A 25,626-nucleotide genomic window follows, 5' to 3' on the forward strand; every position below is an offset into this window, starting at 1 on the left:
CTGGGTACCCAGAACCGGCAATCGGCACCGAACTGCTTCAGTGCCGATTTATCGGTTACGGGTAGCTATCTCGAATGCCTTGATGGTAGTCTTTGCCATCACTCAAAATTCGGGATGACTCATGTTTTTAGTTGATACTCTGTGCTTATTCTACACCGAACATTACATCCGAACGACGGCCACTGTTGCCACCCCGGCGACGTGGTGTCTGCTTACGAGGTGCAGGCGGTGCCAGCAGTTTCGTACGCTCAGCGTCGGTCAGCGGTTTCAGATCAGTGATCGAGTAGGTGTTGTCGCTGATAATCGTATTGAAGCTTCCCACCTGCTGCTCAGGCTGACCGTTGATCGGCAGCTTGGTGACAGTGAACACAGCGCGGAAGTACGATACCTGCGGACGAACCCGACGACCTTTGTAGCGAATACCACCGTTGTTTTCGATGTTGCTCTTCTCGGTCTGCAGCGTCGTTGCCAGATTGCCTGGGATGTCGCGGAGATTCAGGATAACCGTGTTGGTGTCGAACTCAACTTCACCCGTAGCCAGACGGCGGTTCAGGCTTCTGTAGAACAAACGGTTTTTCTTGATCGTCTTACCGGTGATCTCACCGTTACAGTAACAGATGCTGGTGAAGTCACGTGAGCCAGGCGTTCTGTAGAATACTTCCAGACGCTCCAGACGGTGACGGAACCGAGACTCTTTGTCGATGGGGACACGTACATTGGCGAAGCTTGTTGTAGCCACTTCGCTCATACACGAACCACACTTGGCCGACTGGCGGCTGTGTACTGTTACGTAGTAGAAACCACGGTTCAGCTGCCCGTTCGTGAAGTACTGAGCGGGGAAAGTCAGCGTAGTATCGGTGGTGTTTTCCAGCTGCGCGATCACCTGATCAGCACCCGGAGCACCCGCTACAACTGAATCGGCACGGTAGTACAGACGAGCGGTAAAGGTTTCGTTCTTCGGATTCGGAGTCGTGCTGCGCCAGCTGATAACCGGGGCGGCTGCCGATGGGTTAACAGGCTGATCCGTGTACGAGAGCGATACGCCTTTGAGCGACTGGCCATTGAACTGAACGTTCAGCTGCGGAATAGAATCGCAGGTTGGGCAGACAGTTGGTGCTTTCGGGATCAGCTTCTTCTGAACGAATCCTTTGCGAACAGCTACACCAGCACTAAAGCCACCGTGTTGACGACGGAACTCCAGCAGTTGATCCTGGATACCATTCACAATGATATAGTTCAGGCGGGTGAAGAAGCCCTGGCCCTGGATACCGATGTTCCAGTTGTTTCTGCCCACCGGGAAGAAAACGCCCAGCGATCCGATTACACCCGGATGATACAGCCGGTAGCTTGGGTTCACAGTCCGAAGCAGAGCACCACCTTCTACGAACGAAGGAATGTTCGTTGGAAGGGATCCACCCTGCGACGGGATGAAGGCCGCGATCGTTGCGGCTTCGGTACGGAACAGACCTCCCCGTACGCCAGCTTCGATAAAGGTGGTAGCGTCTGGGTTACGACGGCTACGAGCTACGGTGAACGTCAGGACCGGACCAACGGTCAGAAACATGTCTTCTGAAGCCCGCTGGCGAATGGTTACCTGATCCCGGTTAACGCCCCGTGCAGCAGCAAGGCCGTATAGGTAATCCCGGTAAACACCGCGCGTAATGTAATTCTGATAACCCAGTGCAGCGCCAACACCGAACCGCAGACGACGGGTTGCAGGTGTCAGGAAGTAATCGATGTTACCCGTGATGTTGAAGCCGGCACCATTGTACAGGGTGTTGTCACGACGGGTAGGACCAAACGTGTTTTCCCAGGTACCGCAATAGGCAAAGTTGGGACCGGCAAACAGTCCGATTCGCCAGGGCGACAGGCGCCGTACGAGTACAAACGTTTGGAACGTGGTGTCGCAATCGTCAAGCTCTGCCACATCGCTCGCCTGTGCTTTGAAGTCATCCCGACGTAACGTGTCGGTGTAAACTCCTTTGCCTAGTCGGTAGATGTTTTCGCGGGAGTAAGCTCGGTTGGGAGTTGTTGAACTCGGTACGGCGTCCCGACGGACTGTGTCAGCCTCTTGAGCAAGACCGACAGAAGGCATTGCAAAACCTAGCAACACGAGTCCAGCCAGCATCCGCATGGGGTGTTGTTGGATAAATGTTCGCATACTTATTGAGTTAATTTTGACGCAATGTTTCAAACTAAACTGTAATTCTCCCAAACGCGGCTACGGAAACTTAGGGAACGGCCTATCCACTGTTAAGGTGTTTTTTTTTACTTTTTAGCCAATCTGTTATGCCTTAGCCACCTATCGGTTAACCTGACAATTCTTCTTGACTAGTTTCCCAAGTAAAATGTTTTCAAAATTTCAGCATCCCTGCAAGGTACCGCGCCTTTGACAATGCTGCTCCCGTCCGTTTGTAACCCGATTGGGCTTGTCGTTGTTGCCGGATGGGTATGCTTACCATCCGCAAACAGCCCTCCAATGGCGAATTTTGGTGCAATGTTAATGGGTTATTACAAAAGTCAATTCATCTGGCTACTTTTTTTTCATCTTCAGAATAAAGTAACCTTTAAAATCATTCCATTTATGTGAGCCTAACGGCGAGATTTCTGCTCATAACCGCTTCAAAACCCCATTTAGCGACTAGAATCGGTATGTTTTGCCGGTCTCTATCTAAAAATTATTTATGGTCAATTATAAGTATTGTGTTGTGATTAAAAAATAAGACTAGGTCGTTTTCATTAATAGTTATGATTTTTCTAGTGTAATTCCAATTTGTTCTTCTATTATGGCTGTCATACTAAACACATTGGTGATTAATGGTCCCTAATTCGTCGGTAATCGCTCGCTTCATCTGAAGCATACGCCGATAATGGGGCTTCATCTGACTGTAAGTAAGGTGGGTTTCGCCGACGGATTTGTAGCCATGTTTTTCATAAAAAGCGATAGCGTTTACATTGCTGTCCATTACGTGTAACCAGGTATAATTCCGGCCATAACGGAGGGCGGTTGCGTGCGCATAATTCATGAGCAGTGTTCCAAGACCTAAGCCGGTAAACTCGTTCAAAAAATAGAGTCGCTCGACCTGTAATCCCCCTGGCTCATTAGCAAGATCGCTGTTGAGTTTCATCTTCATATACCCAACCGGTTTGCCATCTACACACGCATAATAAAACTGAACGTCGGCCTCGGCAATCTCTTTCCTAAGTTGATCTGTATTATAGGTATGTTCCTGATACCAGACCCCGTTATCGTACCATAAATGCTGGTAGTGCTGCGGGTAAATAGTCAGGCACAAGGCTGATAGCTCAGCAGCCTGATCGGCCCGCACCGGCGCACTGATTTCTATATACTCCGTACTGCGATTCACTGACGCCCTTTCATAAATTCGCTGGTGGCCGACTTCAGCAGACCGGCAAATGAGTTCAGACAAAAGAGTACTCCTCTGTCAACAAGTGCCTTAGCCTGGTCACCGGTAGCCGCCGTGGTACCTACAATTAAACCCGCTTTCCTGATTCGATCAACTACGCTGCCAATCGTGCGCTTAACCTCGTCATGTCCGGGCCCATCGTAATACCCCATGCTCATTGCCAGATCGCGGGGGCCTATCACGAACCCGTCTACTCCTTCTACAGCCAGCAGATCATCGAGATTATTGATAGCTTCGCGGTCTTCAATTTGCGGCAGAACCAAGGTCTGCTCATTCGAAAACTGAACGAACTCTCCCTGATTCATGTCCCCCAGCAGGTAATCTGCCGCCCGAACAGGGGCCACTCCCCGACTGCCCAACGGTGGATATTTTACCGCTTTAACGAGGGCTTCCAGCTCCGCTACGGTACGAACCCCCGGCATCATGATTCCCTGCACTCCAGCGTCCAGGTACTGCCCGATGAGCTTGGCGTCATTGCTTCGCGCCCGGGCCAGGGGCGTAATACCACTCGTTTCGCAGGCACGCACAATGTCCTGAACCTGGGCTGTTGTAACAGGGCTGTGCTCACCGTCGATCATATAGAAATCCAGCCCCGAAAAGCCGCACAGTTCTGCTACGGTTGGATCGGTCGTGTTCGACAGCACACCCAGGACAGGCAGGTTATTTTTGAGTCGGGTTTTAACAATGTTTGGCTTCATGAAGCAGATAAAAGAGATCGGTGACAGATCCGAGAGGCTGTCTATATAGGTAAACTGACAAAGTAAAGGAGTTTTGATGGCTAAACTATCCGCCATCGTCCGGGGCTGGCTAGTTAGTACGGCGTCGAAGTTTGTATATGGCTAACGTGCCCATCGGCCTGCCAGCTACCTTTCAATATAAGAGTGGCTGACAATCAGACCGCCGGAGGGTGCTAAAAGCAGCTGGCCCTGGTTGTGGAGAACGACAGGCCTCAGGGCTAAAAAAGGGCTGATAATTTTCGGATAGAAAACAACCAGCCCTTTTTTTAGCACGCCGTATGACGTCTCTTAAGCAGTCACTTTGAATTCAGACGTCAGGTGGAACTGAATGTCCGGATTGTTTTGCTGATTCATTCGCAGCATCCAGTCAGACTCAGCCAGAAATACAGGGTTCTGGTCCTTATCGTAAGCAATCTGGTTGCCTTTAAGCCGGATAAACTCATTGAGTTTAGCGGAGTTTTCGGCCGTTATCCAGCAAGCCTTGGTATAGTTGAGTGGTACCCAGCGGCATTTGGCACCGTATTCGTTTTCCAGCCGGTACTGAATAACTTCGAACTGAAGTTCTCCAACCGTACCTACAATTTTTCGGTTGCCCAACTCTAGGTTGAACAGCTGCGCAACGCCCTCGTCGGTCAACTGCTGAATACCTTTGTCCAGTTGCTTGGATTTCATAGGATCCAGGTTGACCAGCTCTTTGAAGATCTCGGGTGAGAAGCTGGGAATACCCTGAAATTGCAATTCCTCACCTTCGGTCAGGGTATCCCCTATTTTAAATGTACCCGTATCGTAAAGGCCCACCACGTCGCCGGGGAAACCTTCTTCAACTACGCTTTTACTATCTGCCATGAAGCTGAACGGACTGGCAAAGCGAACGTTCTTGTCGAGCCGGGTATGGTGGTAAAACTTGCCCCGCTCAAAAACGCCCGAGCAGATACGCAGGAAAGCAATACGATCGCGGTGGCGTGGATCGAGGTTGGCGTGAATTTTAAAAATGAACCCACTGAAATTCTTTTCGTCCGGCAGCACTTCTCGTTTATCGGTAGGCCGGGCAATGGGTTCGGGAGAGATATGGCAGAACCCTTCCAGCAGCTCTTTAACCCCGAAATTGTTGACGGCCGAGCCAAAAAATACGGGAGCCAGCTTGCCGTCCAGATAAGCCTGCCGATCGAACGAGTCGTATACGCCTTCGATCAGTTCTACATCTTCGCGCAATTGAGCGGCATCCCGATCACCCACTTTCTGATCCAGCAGGCTATCGGCGAGTTCGATGGGCAGTACGTCGTCCTCAACCTTTGTTTTGTTAACTTTGAAGAAATATAATTTTTTCTCGATCAGGCTGTATACCCCCTTGAAGTCAGAACCCATGTTCACAGGCCATGTCATTGGCCGCACCCGAATGTTGAGTTTCTCTTCCAGCTCATCGAGCAGATCGAACGGATTACGGCCTTCCCGGTCCAGTTTGTTGATGAAAATAATGACCGGTGTGTCGCGCATCCGGCATACTTCCATCAGCCGTTCTGTTTGCTCCTCTACCCCTTTTACGCAGTCGATAACCAGAATAACGCTATCGACTGCCGTCAGCGTCCGGTAGGTGTCTTCGGCAAAATCTTTGTGACCGGGGGTGTCGAGGATATTTATTTTCAGATTGTCGTATTCAAACGTCATCACCGACGTAGCAACCGAGATACCCCGCTGCTTTTCGATCTCCATGAAGTCTGACGTAGCCGACTTTTTGATCTTATTAGATTTAACGGCCCCCGCCGTCTGAATAGCTCCGCCAAACAGCAGCAGCTTTTCAGTCAGTGTGGTTTTACCAGCATCCGGGTGGCTTATGATGGCGAACGTCCGCCGACGGGCGGTTTCAGCCTGAACAGTAGTTTGCATTATTCTCAGAATCAGACTACAAAGATACAGAATAGAATGGGGAATGAGTACCGGGCGACCTCAAACGAGGGCAAGTCATCTCCGGCTCGTTCGGTTATCCGACTACAGGAAAGCCCAGGCCAGCAGCGCCCAGCCCGCAATCATCAAAACCCCGCCAATGGGCGTGATAGCCCCCAGCCAGGTAATGCCGGTTGCGCACAGTATATATAACGACCCCGAAAAAATTAGCGTTCCGCCCAGAAACGAGTTTCCCGCCCAGCCCAGCCACTTAACCGTGGCCGGATTGCTACCAAAAACGTGCATCAACAGGCCTACCAGTACCAGCGCCAGCGCGTGGTAAAACTGATATTTTACGGCGGTTTCGAAGGTGTCGAGCCGCCCCGAAGCGGTTAGTGTTGCGCGCAGGGCGTGGGCCCCGAAGGCGCCAAGTGCAACGCCCAGTAAGCCCAGTATGGCTCCGGATAAGATAAAGAATTTCATAGGATTAAAGCCGAACGTCCACATTCGGCGCTTGCTTAACGAGTGGTAAAGACAGACGTGGACATCTGAGGTTATCGGCTCCCAAAAATAGCACTGCCGACCCGAACTAAGGTGCTGCCTTCCCCGACCGCAATTCTGTAATCGCCGCTCATGCCCATCGACAATTCGCGAAACGCAAGCATGGGTCGCTGTATGGTCGCCAGTTTATCGTAGAGCGTTTTGAGGCCGCGAAACTCCCGCCGAATCTGGTCCTGATCGTCCGTGTTGGTCGCCAGCCCCATCAGTCCTATGATGCGAACGTTTGGCAGCGCATCAAGTTCCGGACTATTCAGTAAAACGTCGGCTTCGTCGGGCAGAAGGCCAAACTTGGTCTCTTCGTCGGCAATATAGATCTGGAGCAGGCACTCGATTACCCGGTTGTACCTGGCGGCCTGTTTGTTTACCTCCTGCAATAACTTCAGGCTATCGATCGAATGTATCAGCGTCACGAACGGAGCTATGTACTTCACCTTGTTGGTTTGCAGGTGTCCGATCAGGTGCCACTCTACATCGGCCGGAAGCTGGGGTTGCTTATCGGCCATTTCCTGCACTCTGTTTTCACCAAACAGGCGGCACCCGGCCTCGTAGGCCTCGGCTAACATACTGACAGGTTTCGTTTTTGTGACCGCAATCAGACGGGCGCGGCCCTGTAAATCAGTTTCTATCTGGCGAATGTTTTCGGCAATCATAGGGGGCTGGCCGTCTGTTTTGTAACAGCCGTTTATTAAGATTGTGCAAAGATAGGTTTGAGAACTACGCAGAAACGCGTAGTTTTTCGCCGTGAACCGTCGAATCGTACAATAAGTGACCCAATCAGTTTGTTTTGGTCAAGAATCAACCTAACCTCTCGGCTTACGAATGACACCCATGGAACCCCGACCCCAACCGAAGAACAACAGCCGTAGCTTTCTGCTTGCTGCCCTCTTAATTCTGGCAGCTCTCAACGTTTTATTGCTTTACTTCTGGTACCAGGAACGGCAGGACAACAAAACGAAAGACGCTACCATTGCCGCCAAAACCGAAGAGGTGCTGGTTACCAAAACCAAGCTGGATTCGATCTCGGCTCAGCTGGATGCCAAGATTGCCGAGATTCAGCAATTGGGTGGCAGCGTTGATTCGCTCCTGAAAGTTAAGGAACAACTGGAGGTCGATAAGAAAGAATTACGCAACGTCAACTCATTCGACAGCCGTAAATACGATCAGAAGATCAAGAACTACCAGGCCATACTGGTCCAAAAGGATCAGGAAATTGCCCGGCTGAAAGAAGAAAATGGTATACTCACCCAGCAGAACGAAACCCTGGCTCAGGAAAACTCGGGCCTGAAAGCCGAACGCCAGACACTGAGTGATTCGGTGGCGGCTGTGGTATCAAAAAACCAGGAATTAAGCGAGAAGGTGACCATTGCTGCGGCCCTGCGCGCGGAGAACATCACCGTCAGTGCCATCAATACCCGCGGTAAGGAACGTGACGGCGATAGCTTCAAGGCCCGGCGCATCGATAAGGTCAAGGTGGTAGTTCGGCTGGCTCCGAACGGATTGGCCAAGCAGGATGAGAAAGACCTGTATATGCGTATACTCGACCCGGCAGGGGCTGTCATCGCCGACATGGCAACGGGGTCGGGCGAGTTCACCTATAACGGACAGGGCGTCATCTATACGGCCATGCAGCGGTTTAGCTTCGATAACACTCGCCAGCAGGTCACGTTCGTATACGGGCGCGGTGGTCAGCGTTTCAACGAAGGCAAACATACGATCGAAATTTATTGTGAAGGGTTCCGCATCGGCGAAGGCTCTTTCACCGTGCGGTAATTCCTGACCAGATAGATTGTAAACGAGTGCGATTGGCGGGGCCGGTCGCACTCGTTTCGTTTTTACTGATATTTTCTGGTCGTTCTCTTTCGTGCTTCGGTGATTTTTCTTACCTTTGCGCCCTCATTTCAAACCAATTACGTACAATGTTTCCTAATAACTACGAAACGGTGTTCATTTTAACTCCCGTTTTATCTGAGATTCAGATGAAGGACGCCGTTGACAAGTTCCGCAAAGTGCTGACCGATAATGGGGCGGAGCTCGTTCACGAAGAGAATATGGGCCTGCGCAAGCTTGCCTATCCGATCCAGCACAAGAACACGGGCTACTATCAGCTTTTCGAGTTCAAAGCACCCGGCACGATCATCGAGAAACTCAACACCGAGTATCTCCGCGATGAGCGCATCATCCGTCACCTGACGGTTTCGCTCGACAAGCACGCTGTGGCCTACAACGACCGCAAGCGGAATGGACTGGTGGGAAAGAAAAAACAAACCGAAAACGCTGAGAGCAAGTAATCATGAGCCTGCAGAACGAATCAGTCTCGAAGACCGAGAACCGCAAAAAGTACGACCGCTTCAAGAAAGCCGGTATCAAATATATTGACTACAAAGACGGCAACTTCCTGCTGAAACTGCTTAACGAGCAGGGCAAAATTCTGCCCCGCCGGTTAACCGGTACCAGCCTGAAAAATCAGCGCAAAGTTGCTCAGGCCGTTAAGCGTGCTCGTCATCTAGCCATCCTGCCGTACGTCGGCGATTCATTAAAATAGTTTACGGTTTTCGGTTTACGGGTTCCTGCCTTATCGGCACTCCGTAAACTTATAAACTGTTAACCGAAAACTTTTTTCATAAATGGACATCATCCTAAAAACCGACATCGCCGGTCTGGGCTATAAAAATGACACCGTAACGGTGAAGCCAGGCTACGGCCGCAACTACCTGATCCCGCAGGGGTATGCGATCATGGCAACAGACTCGAACAAAAAAATCGTTGCTGAAAACATCCGTCAGGCAGCTCACAAAGCGGAGAAAATCAAGAACGACGCCCAGTCGCTGGCCGACAACATTGGAGACCTGACGCTGACCATTCCTGCCAAAGCAGGGGAAAGCGGCAAGATCTTCGGACGCGTGACCAACACCCAGGTAGCTGACGCGCTGCGTGAGAAAGGCTTCGACATCGATCGCAAGAAAATTGCGGTTGACGATGTGAAGACCCTGGGCTCGTACGAAGCCGTACTTGACCTGCACAAAGAGGTGAAGCACACGGTGAAATTTGAGGTAGTATCGGCTGAATAAGCGACTACACAATCTCCAGAAAAGGCCTGGCATTTGTCGGGCCTTTTCTGTTTAGTTCAGGCTCGTTTGCTCAATGAGTCCGTAATACAGCTCGAGCGGGGCCTTGCTGTTCTGAAACGCCAGCTGAATTTCGTCAAATGCTTTCCCGTTTTTGAATCGAATCTGCCGCCAGTCGTCGGGGACCAGTAGCTTCAGGGTTTCGGATAAAGTCAGTTGACCCGCATTCTGATAGTACGCCAGCTTATTTTTTTCGGCAACCGTTCGATACAGCACATCCCGGGCCCGAACCGACAGCGTTAAGTCCCGCAGCCGAAGCTTGGGAAGCTGATCTATGAAACGCTGCCGACGGTCAATTTCTTCATGAGCCTGTTCAATAAGTTGGTATAAAGAATCGAAACTAAGGGCTTTGACGCGTTTATCAAGTGACATGCTGGCCGGAAAAGTGGAGTAATTAAGTTGTTCAAATATATAAATCGTAAACCAAAAAGAAACTTTATCTTCATTTGCACAATAAATTTTATCAAGTCATATGTGCATTTTATCGTAATCTCGCATTGATGCGTGCTACTTCCCCTGACGAACGACACTGAAGGGAAGTAACGCGATAATATAAACTTACATACTAATCCACGCTACACCGTCTGACAATGAGTCAATTACCCATCAACAATTACTCTCTTCAGCGGACCTAAACGGACCTGGTTATTGTTAGTTAAGTATGCATTTTCACACTGAATTAACGCCGGTGCCTATTCCGTATCCAATCGGTTTAACCAGCCGAATCGTAACGCTGGGCTCCTGTTTTGCCGAAGTTATGGGACGCCGACTGGCCGATCATAAGCTGATGGTGCTTAACAATCCTTTTGGTACGCTTTTTAACCCGGTGTCGCTGGTGAAGCTGGTCAGTATGGCACTGGATGGCGCTACACCCGATGAAACGCGCTACGTTAACCGCGATGGCGTATGGTTTCATTACGATTTCCATTCTTCGCTATGGGCCCGGAGTCAGCGTGAACTGCGCGATTCCTTACAAAATGTACTTGCCGAAACGGGCGCTTTCCTTCGCACGGCAGATTACCTGCTGCTGACCCTTGGCTCAGCCCTGGTTTACCGACACCTCGAAACCGGTCAGGTTGTTGCCAGCTGCCACAAAATGCCCGGGGCTTTGTTTCAAAAATATATGTATTCATACGAGTACATGATGGATGACATGAAGCACCTGCTCAAGCGATTACACCGGGCCAACCCGAAGCTCAGGGTCATCCTGACGGTTAGTCCGGTTCGTCACACGCGCGATACGCTTCCCTTGAATTCGGCAAGCAAGGCGACCCTGCGGATAGTTGCCCACGAGCTAACCCTTTGGCACGACTGGGTTCAATACTTCCCGGCTTACGAGATTATGCTGGACGATCTGCGTGACTATCGCTTCTACGAAGCGGATCTGATTCACCCCAACTCCCAGGCCCACGACTATATTTTCGAAAAGTTTGCTGCAAGTGCCTTCGATGACGAACTTCGCGCCTTCGTTGCCGACTGGAAAGCGGTCTCAACTTCCCTGGCGCACCGCCCACTTTATGGCACGGATTCATCCGCTTATCAGCAGTTTCTGATCCGGTTGCGGGAGAAGCTCGAAAAGCTGTCCGGGTCTGTTGACGTTTCAACGGAACTGGCAGAAGTACAAAGCCGTTTAACAGGGCATAAGAACCAGGATTATGAACCGGGAGAGAAGCAATCTGCCTAGTAGCTGTCATCCTGCTGTTTGCCCCCTCCAGAAAAAATATGTCTGACTACCGATTACATAAAGAAGCCGTTCTACGCGCGCTTGGTACTGTTGAAGAACCGGATCTGAAGCGGGATATCGTATCGCTCGGGATGGTTAAAGAAATAACGCTCGGGATCGACTCGGTACGCTTTACCGTTGTGCTGACTACCCCGGCCTGTCCGCTGAAAGAAGTGATTCGCAAGCGCTGCGAAGACGCCATCCATGCGCACATAGGTCCTGACATAACCGTTACGATTGATATGACATCGGATGTGACGTCAACCCGGATGAACGCACCCACTTTACCGGGCGTTAAAAACATCATTGCGGTATCGTCGGGCAAAGGGGGCGTGGGTAAGTCGACGGTGACGGCTAACCTGGCGATTGCCCTGCATAAATCGGGGGCTAAAGTAGGGATTATCGATGCGGACATCTACGGCCCTTCTATTCCAACCATGTTTGGAGCCGAGGAGATGCAGCCGCGGATTTTCCAGGTAGACGGGCAAACCCGTATGGAGCCGATCCGCCAGTTTGGCATCAAGCTGCTATCGATGGGCTTTCTGGTTGCCCCCGGACAGGCTATTATCTGGCGCGGTACCATGGCCGGCCGGGCATTGCAGCAGTTCTTCTCGGATGCAGACTGGGGTGAGCTCGATTATCTGCTGATCGACCTGCCGCCGGGAACGGGCGACATTCACCTGACACTCGTACAGACCGTTCCGGTAACCGGAGCAATCATCGTTACAACCCCGCAGAAAGTGGCGCTGGCCGACGCGACAAAGGGCTTAGCCATGTTCCAGCAGCCGCAAATCAACGTACCTATTCTGGGGGTCATCGAAAATATGTCGTTCTTTACCCCGGCCGAATTACCCGACCACCAGTACTTTATTTTTGGCAAAGGCGGGGGTCGCCAGTTGGCCGAGCAGTTCAGCGTTCCGTTGCTGGGGCAGATTCCGCTCGTACAAAGCATCCGCGAAGCTGGCGATGAGGGCAGGCCAGCTATTAGTGTTGGCGAGCCCGTTGCCTCCGAAGCGTTCCAGGCTACAGCCGAAGCCCTGGCCCAACAGGTAGCCATCCGCAACGCAACTGTCGACCGAACAAAGCGGGTCGAAGTTGCATAAAACCCCGACACCCTGTAACTTTACCGTAAATGCAGAATTTCATGGAGACGGCAGTCAACAACGACCATTTGATTGAGAAAATAGAACGTGCGCTGGACAGCATGCGCCCTTATCTGGCTGCAGACGGCGGCAACGTGAAAGTACTCGAGGTTACCGACGATAAAGTGGTGCGTCTGGAACTAATGGGCACCTGTGGTTCATGCCCAATGTCGGCCATGACGTTCAAAGGTGGTTTGGAAGAAGCCATTCTGAAAGCCGTGCCGGAAATCACGAAAGTAGAAGCAATCAACATTACCCCCGCTTTTTAACAAAGCCGGTTTAGCCAGATTCAGGCCAGTACTTGCTGGACCTGCCCGATCTTAAGGAATACATCAGCCGCTTGTTTTAAACAGGCGGCTTTTTTGTTTCTTTGTGGGTAGCAATATCCCTCAAATCTGTGAAAATAGGCATTTTCTTCGGTGGTCCGGCGCGGGAGCGCGAAGTATCGTTTGCTGGTGGACGTACCGCGCTGGCAAATCTGGACAAAGGGCTTTTTGAGCCAGTACTCGTATTCGTCGATGGTCGCGGCCGCTTTCGGCTGGTTAAACCCGAGTTTTTACAATCGCCTTCGCTGCGCGATACGCTGCCTGCCGACAGCTCGGGGTTTTCGGTCTATGACGAATCGCTCAGTTCGGATGCCCTGGAGGCCACGCTGCCCGAACTCCGGCCTGAACAGTTCAGCTCCCATTTCGATCTGGCATTCCTGGCCATGCACGGCCCCGATTGTGAAGACGGGGCTATTCAGGGATTGCTCGAATGGTACAAAATGCCGTATACGGGTCCCGGTCTGGTTGGCTCAGCGGTAGGCATCAATAAAATTCTTCAGAATGAATTGATTGCGCTGGCCAATGGGCAGCAGAAAAAAACGGCGACCATCAGCCGGGATGCTTACGAGCGGGCCGATAAAGCGCAGTTTTTCCAATCCCTGACCGAGCACCTGGGCCTGCCCATTGTCGTAAAAGCCCCCCACCAGGGTTCCAGTATTGGTGTTGCCATTGTACGGGAAGCCGATCTGACGCAGTTCTGCCGGGCTGTTGAACAATGCTTTTTTACCATGACCGTACAGCCCGATGGCTGGTCGAAACTCAGTGCCTGGGGTGAGCTGGCGGCCGACGAAAAGCGGGAGCTGGCGCAGCGCATGGTCAGCCTCGACGCCGGGATCAGCTTTCCGGTGGTTGTTGAGCAGACGGGGCAGGTGATTACTCACCCGGCCCAGTTGATTGAAGTACTTGACGAACGGCAGGGACAGCCTACCCGACTGGCCTCGGTCAATGCCGAAGACGAAGTTCTTTTCGAGGAGTTTATTCGTGGACAGGAGTTTTCCTGTGGCGTTATTCAGGACGATGATCAGATGGCCGTTGCCCTGCCCCCTACCGAGATATACAACGCGGAAGCCTTCGACTTCGAAACCAAATACAAAACCAACGTAGCCAAAAAGCGGATTCCGGTCGGTACGAGTCTCGAAAATAACCGCAAGATCCAGCTTGCTGTTGCCGAAGTTTTTACCAAACTGGGCATCAACGTCTACTCGCGCATCGACGGCTTCCTGACGCCCGACAACCGGGTACTGCTCCACGACCCCAACACCATTCCGGGTATGTCGCCGACCTCCCTGATCTTCAAACAAATGGCGGAGATCGGGCTGAACCTGGCCAACTCGCTGACCTACCTGATTCGCCAGTCGCTCCGCGAGCGCATTCGGACGGGTAAGGACACCTACCGGCTCAAAAGCCAGCTGGCCAGCCTGGACGCCCAGCTGGCCGACCGGAAAGCAAATCCACTACCCGAACGGGTTATTTCGTTTGGCGAAAGTGACGAGTCGTTTGCCAACGCTAAGCAGCAGTATCATGAACTGGCAGCCAGTGGTACGGTGCGACCGGTATTGCAATACATCAAAAATAAAACCGAGAGCCACGAGGTCCCGGTCTATTGCTTATTCAAAGAAACGATTGTGGAGCTGGAAGCGGCTCTGAACGAACCCCGTCATCCGCTGCTGATTGAAACAACCGAACGTACGGCCCATATCACTTCCCGCTACATCTAAGCCTATTTACCCGTTCTGGCAGACGAACGCACCTGTTTGCCTGCCAGAACGGCGTTTTTACCAGCGGTACGACAGCGTAGTCGAGAACATGCGGGGAGCAATCGGATTCACACTGTTGTCATCATGAATCTGGTAACTCAGCACATTGAGCAGATTCGACAACTTGGCCCGAACCGAGAACCGCGCCAGCGAATACCCGACCGATGCGTCGAGTTGCGTATAGGCAGCCACCGGAATCAAGCGGTAGGTGTCGTTATTCACCGTCAGACGAGTTGACCGACCGGCCACGCGCTCACCCATGTAGAAGGCAGTCAACCCGGCGTTCAGCCCTTTGGCCCAGCCCGCCCGCTGCACGGTGTAATAAACACTGGCGTTAGCCGTATGATTGGGGTTGTACCGTAGCAGGCTGCCAACAATGTAAATGTTACTGGCCGTATACCTGGTCTGGTTGTAGCTGTAGCCTCCCAGCAGGGAGAAGCCACCCATCTGCCTGGTTTTAAGATCGACTTCAACACCCCGGCTTGTTACCTCGCCAGCCAGTTCTCTGATGCTACTGTTGGTGTTTCCGTTGGCCAGGCTGGTTTGCGCCAGATTACTGTTTTTGATTTGATAAACAGTTACGTTAGCCGACAGGAACCCATTCAGCAGATCGTTTTTTATACCGGCTTCATATTGATCGATAAATGACGGCGGAAGCGCATTTCCGGCTACGTCAACTCCCGTGTTGGTATTGAACGAATTGGCGTAACTGACAAACAGCGACGTGGTCGGGATGGGCTGATACACGAGCCCAAGACGTGGCGTAACGGCCCCGTCGAACGTGGTAACGGCGGTTGTTTTGTTGTCGGCGTACGTCAGCACCTGGCTACCGGTCTGCTGATAGCTGTAGCGGAGGCCAGCCAGCAGCTTAATTTTAGTGGAGAAGGCAATCAGATCCTGCGCATATATGCCAACCCGATTGATGGGAGCCTGCGTCAGGCTACGAGCGGTCAGCGTAGGGATGTCTGTACGCTGCCGGTACTGATTCGGATTGTAGATGTTGATGGTGTCATAAACAGCCAGCGGATTGAAAGCAGTGGTGCTGGTCCGATACTGGTCGGCATCAGCACCAAGGAGTACGGTATGTTTGATGGTGCCGGTAGTGACCTGACCGGTAAGATCGACCTGACCAATCCAGTAGGTTTCGGCTACTTCTGACCGTTGCAGGCCCCGTATCCAGCGGCCATCCGTACGAATGAACTGACCGCCATTGGGGCGCTGGCTGGCAAATTGTTCACTGTTGTACCGCTGTCCGGAAGCCAGTGCCCGAACCTGCCAGTTCTGGCTGAGCTGGTGTGTCAGGGTAGCCGTGGCACTCCGCTGCTCAATCCGGTTATAGCCCCAGGGCACGCCCAGGAACCGGTTTCGTGGGATGCCGGCAATCGTGTAGTTAACCGCGCCCGTACCGAAATCGGCGGTCCGATCATCATACAGATAGTCGCCTTCGAGCAACAAACTTGTTTTGGGAGCCAGGTTGATGAGTAATGACGGATTTACGTAGAACCGCTTGCTCTTCACCTCGTCCCGGAAACTGTTGCCCTGCTCGTAGGTGGTGTTGAGTCGATACGCTACCCGCTCCCCTTTCCCGATTCCGCCATACACGTCTATGATAGGCTTAACGAAGCCAAAGCTGCCTAAACGCACCGAGGCCGAACCGCCCGACTGAAACTGAGGCTTTTTGGTAACCAGATTGATGATACCGCCAGCCGCTACATTACCGAACAGGATAGCACCGCTGCCTTTCAGGACTTCTACCCGCTCCAGGGCGCTGATCTCCGGCATGGCTGCATTATTGAAGCGCGCGCCGTTCTTGAAGGTGTTGCTGCTGTTGAACGCGAACCCGCGGCCTGCCAGTTCTTCCTGGGTACCACCGGCCGTACCCATCACATAAACGCCGTTGGTGTTCATTAGCACGTCGCTCAGGCGCAGCGTCTGCTGGCGTTCGAGTACCTCACGTTCTACCACCGCCACAGCCTGAGGCAGGTCGAGCGGACGGATGGCCACCTTGCCAACGCTGACGGGCTTCTGATTGTCACTCTTGAAACCCTTTACCTGTACTTCATTCAACTGCCGGGCCGTTTCAGCCAGCGCAAACTGAATGTCGGCCGACCGACCGGCCGTTACCTTTACGGATTGCTCCTGAGGCTGCAAGCCAACAAACGTAGCAACCAGCGTGTACTCGCCCGCTGGCAAATGACGCAGGGTGAAATTGCCTTCTTCGGTGGATACGGTCCCCTTGTTGGTTCCTTTTACCGAGATACTGACAAAAGGAGCAGGCTTCCGATCGCTGGTGTACACCCGACCACGCACCGACCCCGCCGGAACGGGCGGCCCATCTTCTGCCAGTACAAGTTGCACACTGAATAAAACCGTTAAAACTATAGTTAAAAAAGAGGAAGGTAAACCGTACAAGTGCATGTAATTTTAATTTAGATTAATTCTTTACAGCGCAAAAGTGGCACTTATTTAGAATTCATCCAAACAACTACGAAACAAAAAAAACCGACTTGTCTACGGCATCTGTTAGAATAAATACCCTATTGAATGAACTCACTAATTCTTCACCTATCAACCAGTTCGAGCTCAGTTTCTACGTATTCCAGCAAGTCACCGGGTTGGCAGTCAAGGGCCCTGCAAAGCGCTTCCAGGGTCTCAATCCGTATGGCTTTTGCTTTGCCCGTTTTCAGAATAGACAGGTTCGCCAGGGTGATACCGACCCGATTGGCCAGTTCGGTCAGCGACATTTTACGTCGGGCCATCATAACATCGACATTGACGACTATAGGCATATTGCAGTCAGATGGTTAGTTCATGTTCCTGCCTGAGTTGCAGACCATAGGTAAAAACATGAGCTAGTGTAAGTATCACGGCTCCTACGAAAAAGGTTGCACTCCCGGCCGGCCAGCCCCAGCCAAGGCGTACCGTCGGGCTCATGACCAACCCATAGTCCAAAAGGGCAGTACGCACATACCAGAACTTAAGCACGTGGATAATGAATTCAGACAAACCATACCCCATGAACAGCCACCCGATAGTAGTTAACCGGCTCACTTGCTGTTGCTCAAAAAAACCTCTCTGGGTTATCCCATCAAACAAACGCTTACCCATGTACGTAATGACCACGGTCAGGACAATCGTAAGCAGAGGATATACGATGGTCAGCAGGATTACCCGCAACGGTAATGTCCTGAAGTCAGCCCAGCTACTCCACCTGTACTCCAGGTGATGCGTGGAAGAGGCTGAAGGCGCTTTCGAAATATAAACGGCCGATGTATTATCTATTCTGACAGGCAAAGGCGTTTTTAGAAAGGTAGCCCATTTTGTATAGCGAACATGCCGCCAGTAAGGATTTACCGTAGCGTTTATCTCCAGATAAGAAGACATCCAGCTATTCGGTTCCTCGTTGTTCCGCTGCTGTTTTGATAAAGGTGACTGCGTTTTTGATAACTGCTGACCCTGATCAGCTTCCGGCTCACCCGGCTTCTGCACTCTGATAACAGACGAGGTTGGGTGAGTTGACCGAACGAACAAAACAATTCCTATGGGGGTCAGCACAAACAGAAACAGTAACTCCCCGTAGAACAGCATCGTGAGAAGCCGTTGCATGAACCTGATTAATCGACTTGATTTCATCCTGCGGATTCAGATTAAACTGATAGACAAGTTTCAATAAAAATTTATTCCAAATCAATAAATTTTTATCATAAAGCATAACATGCCGTGAAATCCTTAGCGTAACCTACCTATCGGATTTGCGGGGTAGCCGTGTAATCGTAATTTTGGCCACAAATAATTGACTCTTACGATCAACCTTCAATATGACAGCACAAACCCTTGATTCAGCTACTCAGCAGCGTGTAGAGCAATGGCTCGGCGGCAATTACGATGCCGACACCAAAGAAGCGATTCAGCACCTGCTCGATGCGGGTAACTTCAATGAACTTACCGATTCGTTCTACCGGGATCTGGAATTTGGTACAGGTGGCTTACGGGGTGTACTGGGCGTGGGGTCTAACCGCATGAACAGATACACCGTAGGAGCAGCTACACAGGGGCTTTGCAACTACATCAATCGGTACGCCGAAGCGGCCGCTTTCCCCGGCCAGGACATCAGTGTCGCCATCGCTCACGACAGCCGTCGGATGAGCCCGGAGTTTGCCCGGTTAGTAGCCGATATTTTTTCGGCCAATGGCATCAAAGTCTACCTCTTCAGCGCCCTGCGCCCTACTCCCGAACTCTCGTTTGCCATCCGCCAGTTGGGTTGCCAGAGTGGTATTGTCGTTACGGCTTCCCACAACCCGCCCGAATACAACGGCTATAAAGTTTACTGGAACGACGGTGCTCAGGTGGTAGCCCCCCATGATAAAGCTATCATTGCCGAAGTAAACAAGATCACCTCGGTCGACGATATTAAGTTTGACGGGGTTCCGGAACGCATCCAGCTGATCGACGAAGAAATCGATGCGCCCTACATCGAGCGGGTAAAGTCGAACGCGGTTAACCCGGATGTGATCAAGCGACAGGCCGATCTGAACATTGTCTTTACGCCTATTCACGGTACGGGAATCACGCTGGTTCCGCGGGCGCTGGAAGCCCTGGGCTTTACCAACGTGCATATCGTCAGCGAACAGGCAACCCCAGACGGTAATTTCCCGACGGTGAAGTCGCCGAACCCCGAAGAGCGGGCCGCTATGCAGCTGGCTCTGGATATGGCCCTGGCCATCAATGCCGATCTGGTTATTGCAACCGACCCCGACGCTGACCGGGTCGGCGCCGGCGCACGCAATCACCATGGCGAATTTGAGCTGCTGAACGGCAATCAGATGGCCAGCCTGATCATCTACTACCTGCTGAATGCCTGGCGCGATGCCGGCAAGCTGACGGGGAAAGAGTTTGTTGCCAAGACAATCGTCACGACCGATCTGATTGACCGGATGTGCGAACGCTACGGGGTAAACTGCTACAACACCCTTACCGGCTTCAAATACATCGCCGAAGTGATCCGCGAACTGGAAGGCAAAGAACAGTTTATTGGTGGTGGCGAAGAAAGCTACGGCTACCTGATCGGTGATTTCGTTCGGGACAAAGATGCGGTGGCCAGCTGCGCCATGATTGCCGAACTGACAGCGTATGCGAAGGACCGTGGGCAGAGTCTGTTCGATATGCTGATGGCCATGTATCAGGAGAACGGGTTTTTCTACGAAGCCCTCGTTTCCATTACCAAGAAGGGAAAGAGTGGCGCTGAAGAAATTCAGGAAATGATGGCCGGTTTCCGGGCTAATCCACCCAAGGAGATTGCCGGATCGCCGGTTGTTCGGATCGATGACTACAAAGCGCTGACCCGGACTGACGCGCAGGGCCAGAGCTCGCCCATCGAAGCCGGCAAAATGGGCATCGAATCGTCGAATGTGCTTCAGTTCATTACCGCCGACGGCACTAAAGTGTCGGCCCGGCCCAGCGGCACCGAGCCTAAAATCAAGTTTTACGTCAGTGTGGTGGAGCCACTGGCGAGTAAAGAAGCGTTCGATGATACCTATGCGCAGCTAAAAGCTAAAGTACAACGGGTTATTGACGAGCTGAAGTTAATTTAAGCCAAAACTAACGTCCTGGAAAGCCGCCCGTCGGCTGTTTGCGCAAGCAGACAGTTGACGGGCGGCTTTTAGTTTTATCACAATTTTACTGAAAATACTTATAAAAAACTGTTAGAAATAGCCGATAGACTACTTTTCCGATTAATACTCTAGTAGTATTACTCAATTCAACCTATCTAATTATATTTTCTATCATGAAGAACGCTTACCAAAAAGCGTGTCGGGTACTGCCATTACTTTTCGTTAGTTGGCTACTCTGCACCGGGGCTTTTGCCCAGGAACGCCGTATCACGGGTCGCGTGACAGACGGTAATGATAACAGCCCATTACCCGGGGCCAATGTCGTTGTAAAAGGTACCCAAACAGGTATGGTTACCGATGCCAATGGGCAGTTCATCCTCAACGTCCCATCCGGCCGAAATGTACTGACCATCTCGGCCATTGGTTTCACCGGACAGGAAGTTACCATCGGAAACCGGACGGAGGTTAATGTGGTACTCGCTGCGGACATCAAGACGCTGAATGAAGTAGTGGTTACCGGGTATGGCGCGCAGTCGAAACGTGATATTACGGGTGCGGTAGCTACCGTAAACACCCGTGAATTACTGTCCGTACCAGCCACTAACGTAGCTCAGGCGCTACAGGGGCGGGTTGCGGGCGTAACCGTCGGCAACGAAAACTCGCCGGGTGGTGGGGTTATCGTTCGAATCAGGGGATTTGGTACCCTGAACGACAATTCACCGCTCTACATCATTGATGGTGTACCTACCAAAGGCAACCTGAATACCCTGAACCAGAACGATATCGAGTCACTTCAGGTGCTGAAAGATGCCGCAGCGGCTTCACAATACGGCGCCCGGGCTGGTAACGGGGTCGTTATCATTACCACCAAAAAGGGGAAAGCAGGAAAGCCGAAACTTACCTACGATGCCTATTACGGCACTCAGCGTCATGGGAAGCTCCTGGAGCTACTGAATACCCAGCAATATGCCAACCTATGGTGGGAGTCGCGCCGAAACTCTGGTATTCTGGTAAACGGAAACCCCCGAAATGCCCAGTTCGGAAACGGCCCCCAGCCTGTTATTCCAGATTACATATTCCCCGACGGAGCCATGAACGGCGACCCGCGTGTTGACCCGGCCAACTACTCGACCGATATCGACGCGCCCGAATTTCGCCGAACCAAATGGCTCATCACCAAAGCTAACAAAGAAGGCACCAACTGGATGGAGGAAATCTTCAATCCGGCCGCGATTCAGAACCACCAGCTGGGCGTATCGGGCGGCACTGAGGGAGGCCGTTACGCCATTTCGCTCAACTACTTCAACCAGGAGGGGATCATGAAGTATACGGGCTACAAGCGCTATTCGGCCCGGGCCAATACCGAGTTTAACGTGAGCAAGCGGGTCCGGATTGGCGAAAACCTACAGGTCGCCTACGCCGAGCGTATTGGCGGTCCCTTCTCTACCCGGGGTATTGCCAGTAACCAGAGCGAGAGCAATGCCGTATCGTTTGCTTATCGGATGCAGCCTATTATTCCGGTATACGATATAATGGGAAACTTTGCCGGCACGAAGGGGGGGGATCTCGATAATGCCCGGAACCCGGTATCGGATCTGTACAGAAACCGGACCAACATCAACAAAGAAACCCGCTTGTTTGGTAACGCCTATGCCGAAGTCGATATCCTGAAAAACCTGACGGCTCGTACCAGCTTTGGCCTCGACTATAACCTGTTCAACGTGCGCGTTTATACCCCCCGCGACTTTGAATCGTCTGAGTCGGCCGGTACCAATCAGCTCCAGACACGTAGCGACTACGAGGCTACCTGGACCTGGACCAACACGCTGAACTATAATACGACCCTGTTCAACAAGCTTAAGCTAAACGTTATTGCCGGTACGGAGTCGATCAAGAACTATTACGAGTTCCTGAACGCCGTACGGAGCCGCTTCGCTACCGATGATCTGAACAACCAGTATCTGGCGGCTGGTAATGCGGGTACGCAGACCAACGACGGAAGCGCTACCTACTGGCGTTTAGCTTCCGAATTTGCCGTTGCCAACTTTTCCTACAACGACAAATACCTGCTGAGCGGTACGATCCGGAGAGACCGTTCGTCCCGTTTCGCGCCTGATTTCCGGATCGCATACTTCCCCGCCGTATCCGGCGGATGGCGGATTTCGGAGGAAAACTTCATGAAAAATAGCACGTCGGGTTGGCTGAGCGATCTGAAATTACGGGCCAGCTGGGGTCAGACAGGTAACCAGGAGATTGGTAACTTTAACCCGTATACTTTCTACGGCACCAGTCCGGCCAATAGTTTCTACGACCTGAACGGCTCGCGTACGTCAGCCCTGCAGGGATATGATCTATTCCAGTTCGGAAATGCCGAAGCCAGGTGGGAAACGACCACCCAGACCGACTTCGGCTTCGACGCGTCACTGCTGAAAGGCAAAGTCGATGTTAATTTCGACTGGTTCAACCGCGTCACGACAGATGCACTCTTTCCCGTTGAACTACCCTTTACGGCTGGTAACGCCACGAACCCCTTCCGGAACATTGCTTCGTTCCGCAACCGGGGTATTGAACTCAATATTGCCTATAACGGCAAAGCGCTGGCCAATGAGTTGACCTATACCCTATCGGGCAATCTGTCAACCTACCGTAACGTCGTTCTGTCGACGAACGGTGACCCCAATACGCAGTACTTCGGTTTTGCCACCCGCCTGCCGGCCATGACGGTTACCCAGCAGGGTTTCCCCATCTCATCGTTCTTTGGCTACATAGTGGACGGCATCAACAACAGCCCACAGGAAGCCGCTGCCGGCCCCATCTGGAAAGGGTATAACGACGTCGTTACGTACCGCAACGCTGATGGAACCGGCGTTATCGGCGCTGGCACATTCCGGTATCGCGATATCAATGGCGATGGGCTCATCACCCCCGCCGACCGGACAATTATTGGCTCGCCCCACCCTAAGTTCAGCTATGGCCTGAACCTGAGTGTCAACTACAAAAACTTCGGGTTGCAGGTATTCGGTCAGGGCGTTTACGGCAACGACCTCTTCAACTACGTCCGGTACTGGACGGATTTCCCGACGTTTGGCGGTAACCGGAGCATCCGGATGTACGAACAGTCGTGGCGCCCGGGGGCCGACAACAGCAACGCCAAGCTACCCATCGTACGGGCTGCTGACAACGTAAGCTCGGTACCGTCTACCTATTACCTGGAGTCGGGCTCATACCTGCGGATGCGTAACATCCAGCTATCGTATAACCTGCCCCGGTCGCTGATGAACCGCCTGGGCATGGGGTCGGCTCAATTCTACATTCAGGGCCAGAACCTGCTTACGGTCACCAACTACACCGGTATGGATCCGGAGATTAACGTTCGCAACTCGCAGGGAGCCGTTTCGGGCAATACTGGTACGACAGCCGGTCAGAACCAGGACCGCCATATCGGCGTCGATGAAGGGCTTTACCCGGTTGCCAAATCGGTTCTGGTTGGCCTAAGCCTAAGCTTCTAACCTAGTAGCGATCAGGTACCTGTATCGCCAGCCTGCCAGTTCTGGTACGGCTTAGCAGGTCCATAATCCCTTATACTAATCATGAAAAAGACAATCATACTTTCTTCATTATTGGCCGTATTCCTGGTGAGCGGCTGCAAGGATGAATTTCTTGACGTAAAACCACCGGCCGTATTCGACGAAGCCGGTCTGCAAAACCGGGCCGGGGTCAACTTCCTGCTGGTTGGGGCTTATTCTATGCTCGACGGCGTTGGCTCTGGTGCTACTTCCTGGCACGGTTCTGCCGATAACTGGATCTACGGTACGGTAGCCGCTGACGATGCCTACAAAGGATCAACATCGGGCGACCAGCCTGAGATCACATTCATCGAGATCAAGAATATTTTGTCAGACAACTCCCACTTCCGGGGCAAATGGCGAACCGTTTACGATGGGGTAGCCCGATCAAACGACGTCCTGCGGATTGTGGAGAAAGCTGCCGATCTACCTGAAGCGGAGAAAGTGCAGATTCGTGCTCAGGCCCGCTTCCTCCGCGCCTGGTATCATTTCGAAGCGAAGCGGATGTTCAATATGGTGCCCTACCTGGATGAGAAAACCTATAATCCGGAAGATCCCAACAGCACCAAAATACCGAACGACAAAGATATCTGGCCCAACATCGAAGCTGATCTCAAGTTCGCTTACGACAACTTACCCGGTACTCAGTCGCAGCCTGGCCGGGCTACCAAGTGGGCGGCCGCAGCTACGCTGGCCAAAGCGCAGATGCACCAGAAGAAATGGAGCGATGCCAAAACCCTGCTGACCGCCATTGTAAGCAGTGGCCGGTACCGGCTCATGGAGCGGTATCACGATAACTTCCGGGCCGCCACCAACAACAATGCCGAATCGGTACTGGAAGCGCAGAACTCGGTGAACGACGGGGCAGGCGGGGGCGAAAATGGGAACAGCGGAGCCACGCTCAACTACCCATACGCCGGACCGACGACCTGCTGCGGATTTTTCCAGCCCTCGCAGAACCTCGTCAATGCGTATAAAACCGACGCCAACGGGCTACCGCTGCTGACAACCTTCAACGATGCTGACGTGACAAACGATCAGGGTATCGAGGCCAACCAGCCTTTTACCCCCTATGCGGGCAGCGTTGACCCTCGCCTGGACTGGACAGTGGGCCGGCGGGGTATTCCTTTCCTCGACTGGGGTCCCATGCCGGGCAAATCGTGGATTCGGGATCAGGGTAATGGAGGCCCTTACGTTTCTAAAAAACACCTCTTCTACCGGTCTGACGTGGGTACCAACACTTTTGCCAACAACTCGCGCCTGAATGCCAACAACACCCGGCTAATCCGCTACGCCCACGTACTGCTCATGCTGGCCGAATGCGAGATCGAACTGAATAACCTGGAAGCGGCCAGAGGACTGGTCAACCAGATCCGCAAACGGGCGGCCAACCCCGATGGGTTTGTAAAAAATGCGGATGGTACCAATGCGGCTAACTACGTAATCAAAGAATACACCGCCCCCTGGACCGATGCCAGCGTGGCCAGAAACGCGCTCCGGTTCGAAACGCGCCTGGAGCTGGCCCTGGAGGGCCACCGTTTCTTCGATCTGGTACGCTGGGGTATTGCCGACCAGGTCTTGAACGCGTATATGCAGAAGGAAGCCCGACTGCGCCCTTACTTCACCGGCGCTACGTTTATCAAAGGCAAACACGAATACTACCCGATTCCGCTGCTGGAGATTACGAATAGTGCCATCAATGGAAAACCTGTACTGAAGCAGAATCCGCAGTACTAGGCAAACCCGCTAATCAGCATCCCTGCTGGGA

Annotated in this window: 21 protein-coding genes; 11 read left to right on the forward strand and 10 right to left on the reverse strand. The window is 52.4% G+C overall.

Going from position 1 to position 25,626, the window contains the following annotated elements:
• Positions 1-145: 145 nt before the first annotated feature.
• From EQG79_RS27165 to EQG79_RS27190, 6 genes are all read right to left on the reverse strand, one after another.
• Positions 146-2,161: a hypothetical protein gene (locus EQG79_RS27165; protein ID WP_369822704.1), complete on the reverse strand. Its 2,016-nt coding sequence runs from the start codon at positions 2,159-2,161 to the stop codon at positions 146-148.
• Positions 2,162-2,798: 637 nt separating this feature from the next.
• Positions 2,799-3,368: a GNAT family N-acetyltransferase gene (locus EQG79_RS27170; protein WP_165358963.1), complete on the reverse strand. Its 570-nt coding sequence runs from the start codon at positions 3,366-3,368 to the stop codon at positions 2,799-2,801.
• Positions 3,365-4,126: an HpcH/HpaI aldolase family protein gene (locus EQG79_RS27175; protein WP_077922054.1), complete on the reverse strand. Its 762-nt coding sequence runs from the start codon at positions 4,124-4,126 to the stop codon at positions 3,365-3,367. Before EQG79_RS27175 ends, EQG79_RS27170 begins: the two co-directional genes overlap by 4 nt.
• Positions 4,127-4,453: 327 nt before the next feature.
• Positions 4,454-6,049: a peptide chain release factor 3 gene (locus EQG79_RS27180; protein ID WP_129605897.1), complete on the reverse strand. Its 1,596-nt coding sequence runs from the start codon at positions 6,047-6,049 to the stop codon at positions 4,454-4,456.
• 102 nt (positions 6,050-6,151) lie between these two features.
• Positions 6,152-6,529 carry a DUF423 domain-containing protein gene (locus tag EQG79_RS27185; protein ID WP_129605899.1) on the reverse strand — a complete coding sequence of 126 codons (378 nt, stop codon included), beginning with the start codon at positions 6,527-6,529 and terminating at the stop codon, positions 6,152-6,154.
• Between the two features lie 71 nt (positions 6,530-6,600).
• Positions 6,601-7,257 carry a YggS family pyridoxal phosphate-dependent enzyme gene (locus tag EQG79_RS27190; RefSeq protein WP_077921934.1) on the reverse strand — a complete coding sequence of 219 codons (657 nt, stop codon included), beginning with the start codon at positions 7,255-7,257 and terminating at the stop codon, positions 6,601-6,603.
• A 178-nt stretch (positions 7,258-7,435) separates the two neighbouring features.
• Between EQG79_RS27190 and EQG79_RS27195 the strand changes: the two genes are divergently transcribed.
• The 4 genes from EQG79_RS27195 (at position 7,436) to rplI (ending at position 9,675) form a co-directional block, all read left to right on the forward strand.
• Positions 7,436-8,377 carry a hypothetical protein gene (locus EQG79_RS27195; RefSeq protein WP_129605901.1) on the forward strand — a complete coding sequence of 314 codons (942 nt, stop codon included), beginning with the start codon at positions 7,436-7,438 and terminating at the stop codon, positions 8,375-8,377.
• A gap of 146 nt (positions 8,378-8,523) precedes the next feature.
• Positions 8,524-8,895 (forward strand): 30S ribosomal protein S6, encoded by a 372-nt coding sequence (rpsF, locus tag EQG79_RS27200; RefSeq protein ID WP_077921936.1) that lies wholly within the window; start codon positions 8,524-8,526, stop codon positions 8,893-8,895.
• Positions 8,896-8,897: 2 nt separating this feature from the next.
• The gene (gene rpsR, locus EQG79_RS27205) at positions 8,898-9,149 is read left to right on the forward strand and encodes a 30S ribosomal protein S18 (RefSeq protein ID WP_012925715.1); all 252 of its coding nucleotides are present in this window, start codon (positions 8,898-8,900) and stop codon (positions 9,147-9,149) included.
• Positions 9,150-9,231: 82 nt separating this feature from the next.
• Positions 9,232-9,675 carry a 50S ribosomal protein L9 gene (rplI, locus tag EQG79_RS27210; RefSeq protein ID WP_077921937.1) on the forward strand — a complete coding sequence of 148 codons (444 nt, stop codon included), beginning with the start codon at positions 9,232-9,234 and terminating at the stop codon, positions 9,673-9,675.
• 51 nt (positions 9,676-9,726) lie between these two features.
• Here the strand turns inward: rplI and EQG79_RS27215 are convergent, their stop codons facing one another.
• Entirely contained in the window at positions 9,727-10,104 is a 378-nt protein-coding gene (locus EQG79_RS27215; RefSeq protein ID WP_129605903.1) for a hypothetical protein, read from the reverse strand.
• Positions 10,105-10,393: 289 nt separating this feature from the next.
• Between EQG79_RS27215 and EQG79_RS27220 the strand changes: the two genes are divergently transcribed.
• The 4 genes from EQG79_RS27220 (at position 10,394) to EQG79_RS27235 (ending at position 14,641) form a co-directional block, all read left to right on the forward strand.
• The gene (locus EQG79_RS27220; RefSeq protein WP_129605905.1) at positions 10,394-11,416 is read left to right on the forward strand and encodes a GSCFA domain-containing protein; all 1,023 of its coding nucleotides are present in this window, start codon (positions 10,394-10,396) and stop codon (positions 11,414-11,416) included.
• A gap of 38 nt (positions 11,417-11,454) precedes the next feature.
• Entirely contained in the window at positions 11,455-12,558 is a 1,104-nt protein-coding gene (locus EQG79_RS27225; protein ID WP_129605907.1) for an Mrp/NBP35 family ATP-binding protein, read from the forward strand.
• A 41-nt stretch (positions 12,559-12,599) separates the two neighbouring features.
• The gene (locus EQG79_RS27230; RefSeq protein ID WP_077922056.1) at positions 12,600-12,866 is read left to right on the forward strand and encodes a NifU family protein; all 267 of its coding nucleotides are present in this window, start codon (positions 12,600-12,602) and stop codon (positions 12,864-12,866) included.
• Between the two features lie 128 nt (positions 12,867-12,994).
• Positions 12,995-14,641, forward strand: coding sequence for a D-alanine--D-alanine ligase family protein (locus EQG79_RS27235; RefSeq protein WP_129605909.1), 1,647 nt, complete (start codon positions 12,995-12,997; stop codon positions 14,639-14,641).
• A 57-nt stretch (positions 14,642-14,698) separates the two neighbouring features.
• On the opposite strand, the gene EQG79_RS27240 is transcribed toward EQG79_RS27235, so the two are convergent.
• From EQG79_RS27240 to EQG79_RS27250, 3 genes are all read right to left on the reverse strand, one after another.
• On the reverse strand, positions 14,699-17,038 hold the full coding sequence (locus EQG79_RS27240) for a TonB-dependent receptor (protein WP_240699471.1): 2,340 nt from the start codon (positions 17,036-17,038) through the stop codon (positions 14,699-14,701).
• Positions 17,039-17,241: 203 nt separating this feature from the next.
• Positions 17,242-17,469 carry a helix-turn-helix domain-containing protein gene (locus EQG79_RS27245; protein ID WP_129605913.1) on the reverse strand — a complete coding sequence of 76 codons (228 nt, stop codon included), beginning with the start codon at positions 17,467-17,469 and terminating at the stop codon, positions 17,242-17,244.
• A 7-nt stretch (positions 17,470-17,476) separates the two neighbouring features.
• A complete protein-coding gene (locus EQG79_RS27250) occupies positions 17,477-18,286 on the reverse strand; it encodes a DUF2975 domain-containing protein (RefSeq protein ID WP_165358964.1) in 810 nt (269 codons plus the stop codon).
• A 212-nt stretch (positions 18,287-18,498) separates the two neighbouring features.
• Between EQG79_RS27250 and EQG79_RS27255 the strand changes: the two genes are divergently transcribed.
• The 3 genes from EQG79_RS27255 (at position 18,499) to EQG79_RS27265 (ending at position 25,595) form a co-directional block, all read left to right on the forward strand.
• Positions 18,499-20,271 (forward strand): phospho-sugar mutase, encoded by a 1,773-nt coding sequence (locus EQG79_RS27255; RefSeq protein ID WP_129605918.1) that lies wholly within the window; start codon positions 18,499-18,501, stop codon positions 20,269-20,271.
• Between the two features lie 194 nt (positions 20,272-20,465).
• Positions 20,466-23,801, forward strand: a complete 3,336-nt coding sequence (locus EQG79_RS27260) for a SusC/RagA family TonB-linked outer membrane protein (protein ID WP_077921945.1) — start codon at positions 20,466-20,468, stop codon at positions 23,799-23,801.
• A gap of 81 nt (positions 23,802-23,882) precedes the next feature.
• A complete protein-coding gene (locus tag EQG79_RS27265) occupies positions 23,883-25,595 on the forward strand; it encodes a RagB/SusD family nutrient uptake outer membrane protein (protein WP_077921946.1) in 1,713 nt (570 codons plus the stop codon).
• Positions 25,596-25,626 lie beyond the last annotated feature (31 nt).

Source organism: Spirosoma sordidisoli (genome assembly GCF_004138325.1).
GTDB lineage: Bacteria > Bacteroidota > Bacteroidia > Cytophagales > Spirosomataceae > Spirosoma > Spirosoma sordidisoli.

Coding starts and splice junctions, on each gene's coding strand:
- EQG79_RS27165 (WP_369822704.1), bottom strand. CDS start 2,161: ATGCGAACATTTATCCAACAACACCCCATGCGGATGCTGGCTGGACTC.
- EQG79_RS27175 (WP_077922054.1), bottom strand. CDS start 4,126: ATGAAGCCAAACATTGTTAAAACCCGACTCAAAAATAACCTGCCTGTC.
- EQG79_RS27180 (WP_129605897.1), bottom strand. CDS start 6,049: ATGCAAACTACTGTTCAGGCTGAAACCGCCCGTCGGCGGACGTTCGCC.
- EQG79_RS27185 (WP_129605899.1), bottom strand. CDS start 6,529: ATGAAATTCTTTATCTTATCCGGAGCCATACTGGGCTTACTGGGCGTT.
- EQG79_RS27190 (WP_077921934.1), bottom strand. CDS start 7,257: ATGATTGCCGAAAACATTCGCCAGATAGAAACTGATTTACAGGGCCGC.
- EQG79_RS27195 (WP_129605901.1), top strand. CDS start 7,436: ATGGAACCCCGACCCCAACCGAAGAACAACAGCCGTAGCTTTCTGCTT.
- rpsF (WP_077921936.1), top strand. CDS start 8,524: ATGTTTCCTAATAACTACGAAACGGTGTTCATTTTAACTCCCGTTTTA.
- rpsR (WP_012925715.1), top strand. CDS start 8,898: ATGAGCCTGCAGAACGAATCAGTCTCGAAGACCGAGAACCGCAAAAAG.
- rplI (WP_077921937.1), top strand. CDS start 9,232: ATGGACATCATCCTAAAAACCGACATCGCCGGTCTGGGCTATAAAAAT.
- EQG79_RS27215 (WP_129605903.1), bottom strand. CDS start 10,104: ATGTCACTTGATAAACGCGTCAAAGCCCTTAGTTTCGATTCTTTATAC.
- EQG79_RS27220 (WP_129605905.1), top strand. CDS start 10,394: ATGCATTTTCACACTGAATTAACGCCGGTGCCTATTCCGTATCCAATC.
- EQG79_RS27225 (WP_129605907.1), top strand. CDS start 11,455: ATGTCTGACTACCGATTACATAAAGAAGCCGTTCTACGCGCGCTTGGT.
- EQG79_RS27230 (WP_077922056.1), top strand. CDS start 12,600: ATGGAGACGGCAGTCAACAACGACCATTTGATTGAGAAAATAGAACGT.
- EQG79_RS27245 (WP_129605913.1), bottom strand. CDS start 17,469: ATGCCTATAGTCGTCAATGTCGATGTTATGATGGCCCGACGTAAAATG.
- EQG79_RS27250 (WP_165358964.1), bottom strand. CDS start 18,286: ATGCAACGGCTTCTCACGATGCTGTTCTACGGGGAGTTACTGTTTCTG.
- EQG79_RS27255 (WP_129605918.1), top strand. CDS start 18,499: ATGACAGCACAAACCCTTGATTCAGCTACTCAGCAGCGTGTAGAGCAA.
- EQG79_RS27260 (WP_077921945.1), top strand. CDS start 20,466: ATGAAGAACGCTTACCAAAAAGCGTGTCGGGTACTGCCATTACTTTTC.
- EQG79_RS27265 (WP_077921946.1), top strand. CDS start 23,883: ATGAAAAAGACAATCATACTTTCTTCATTATTGGCCGTATTCCTGGTG.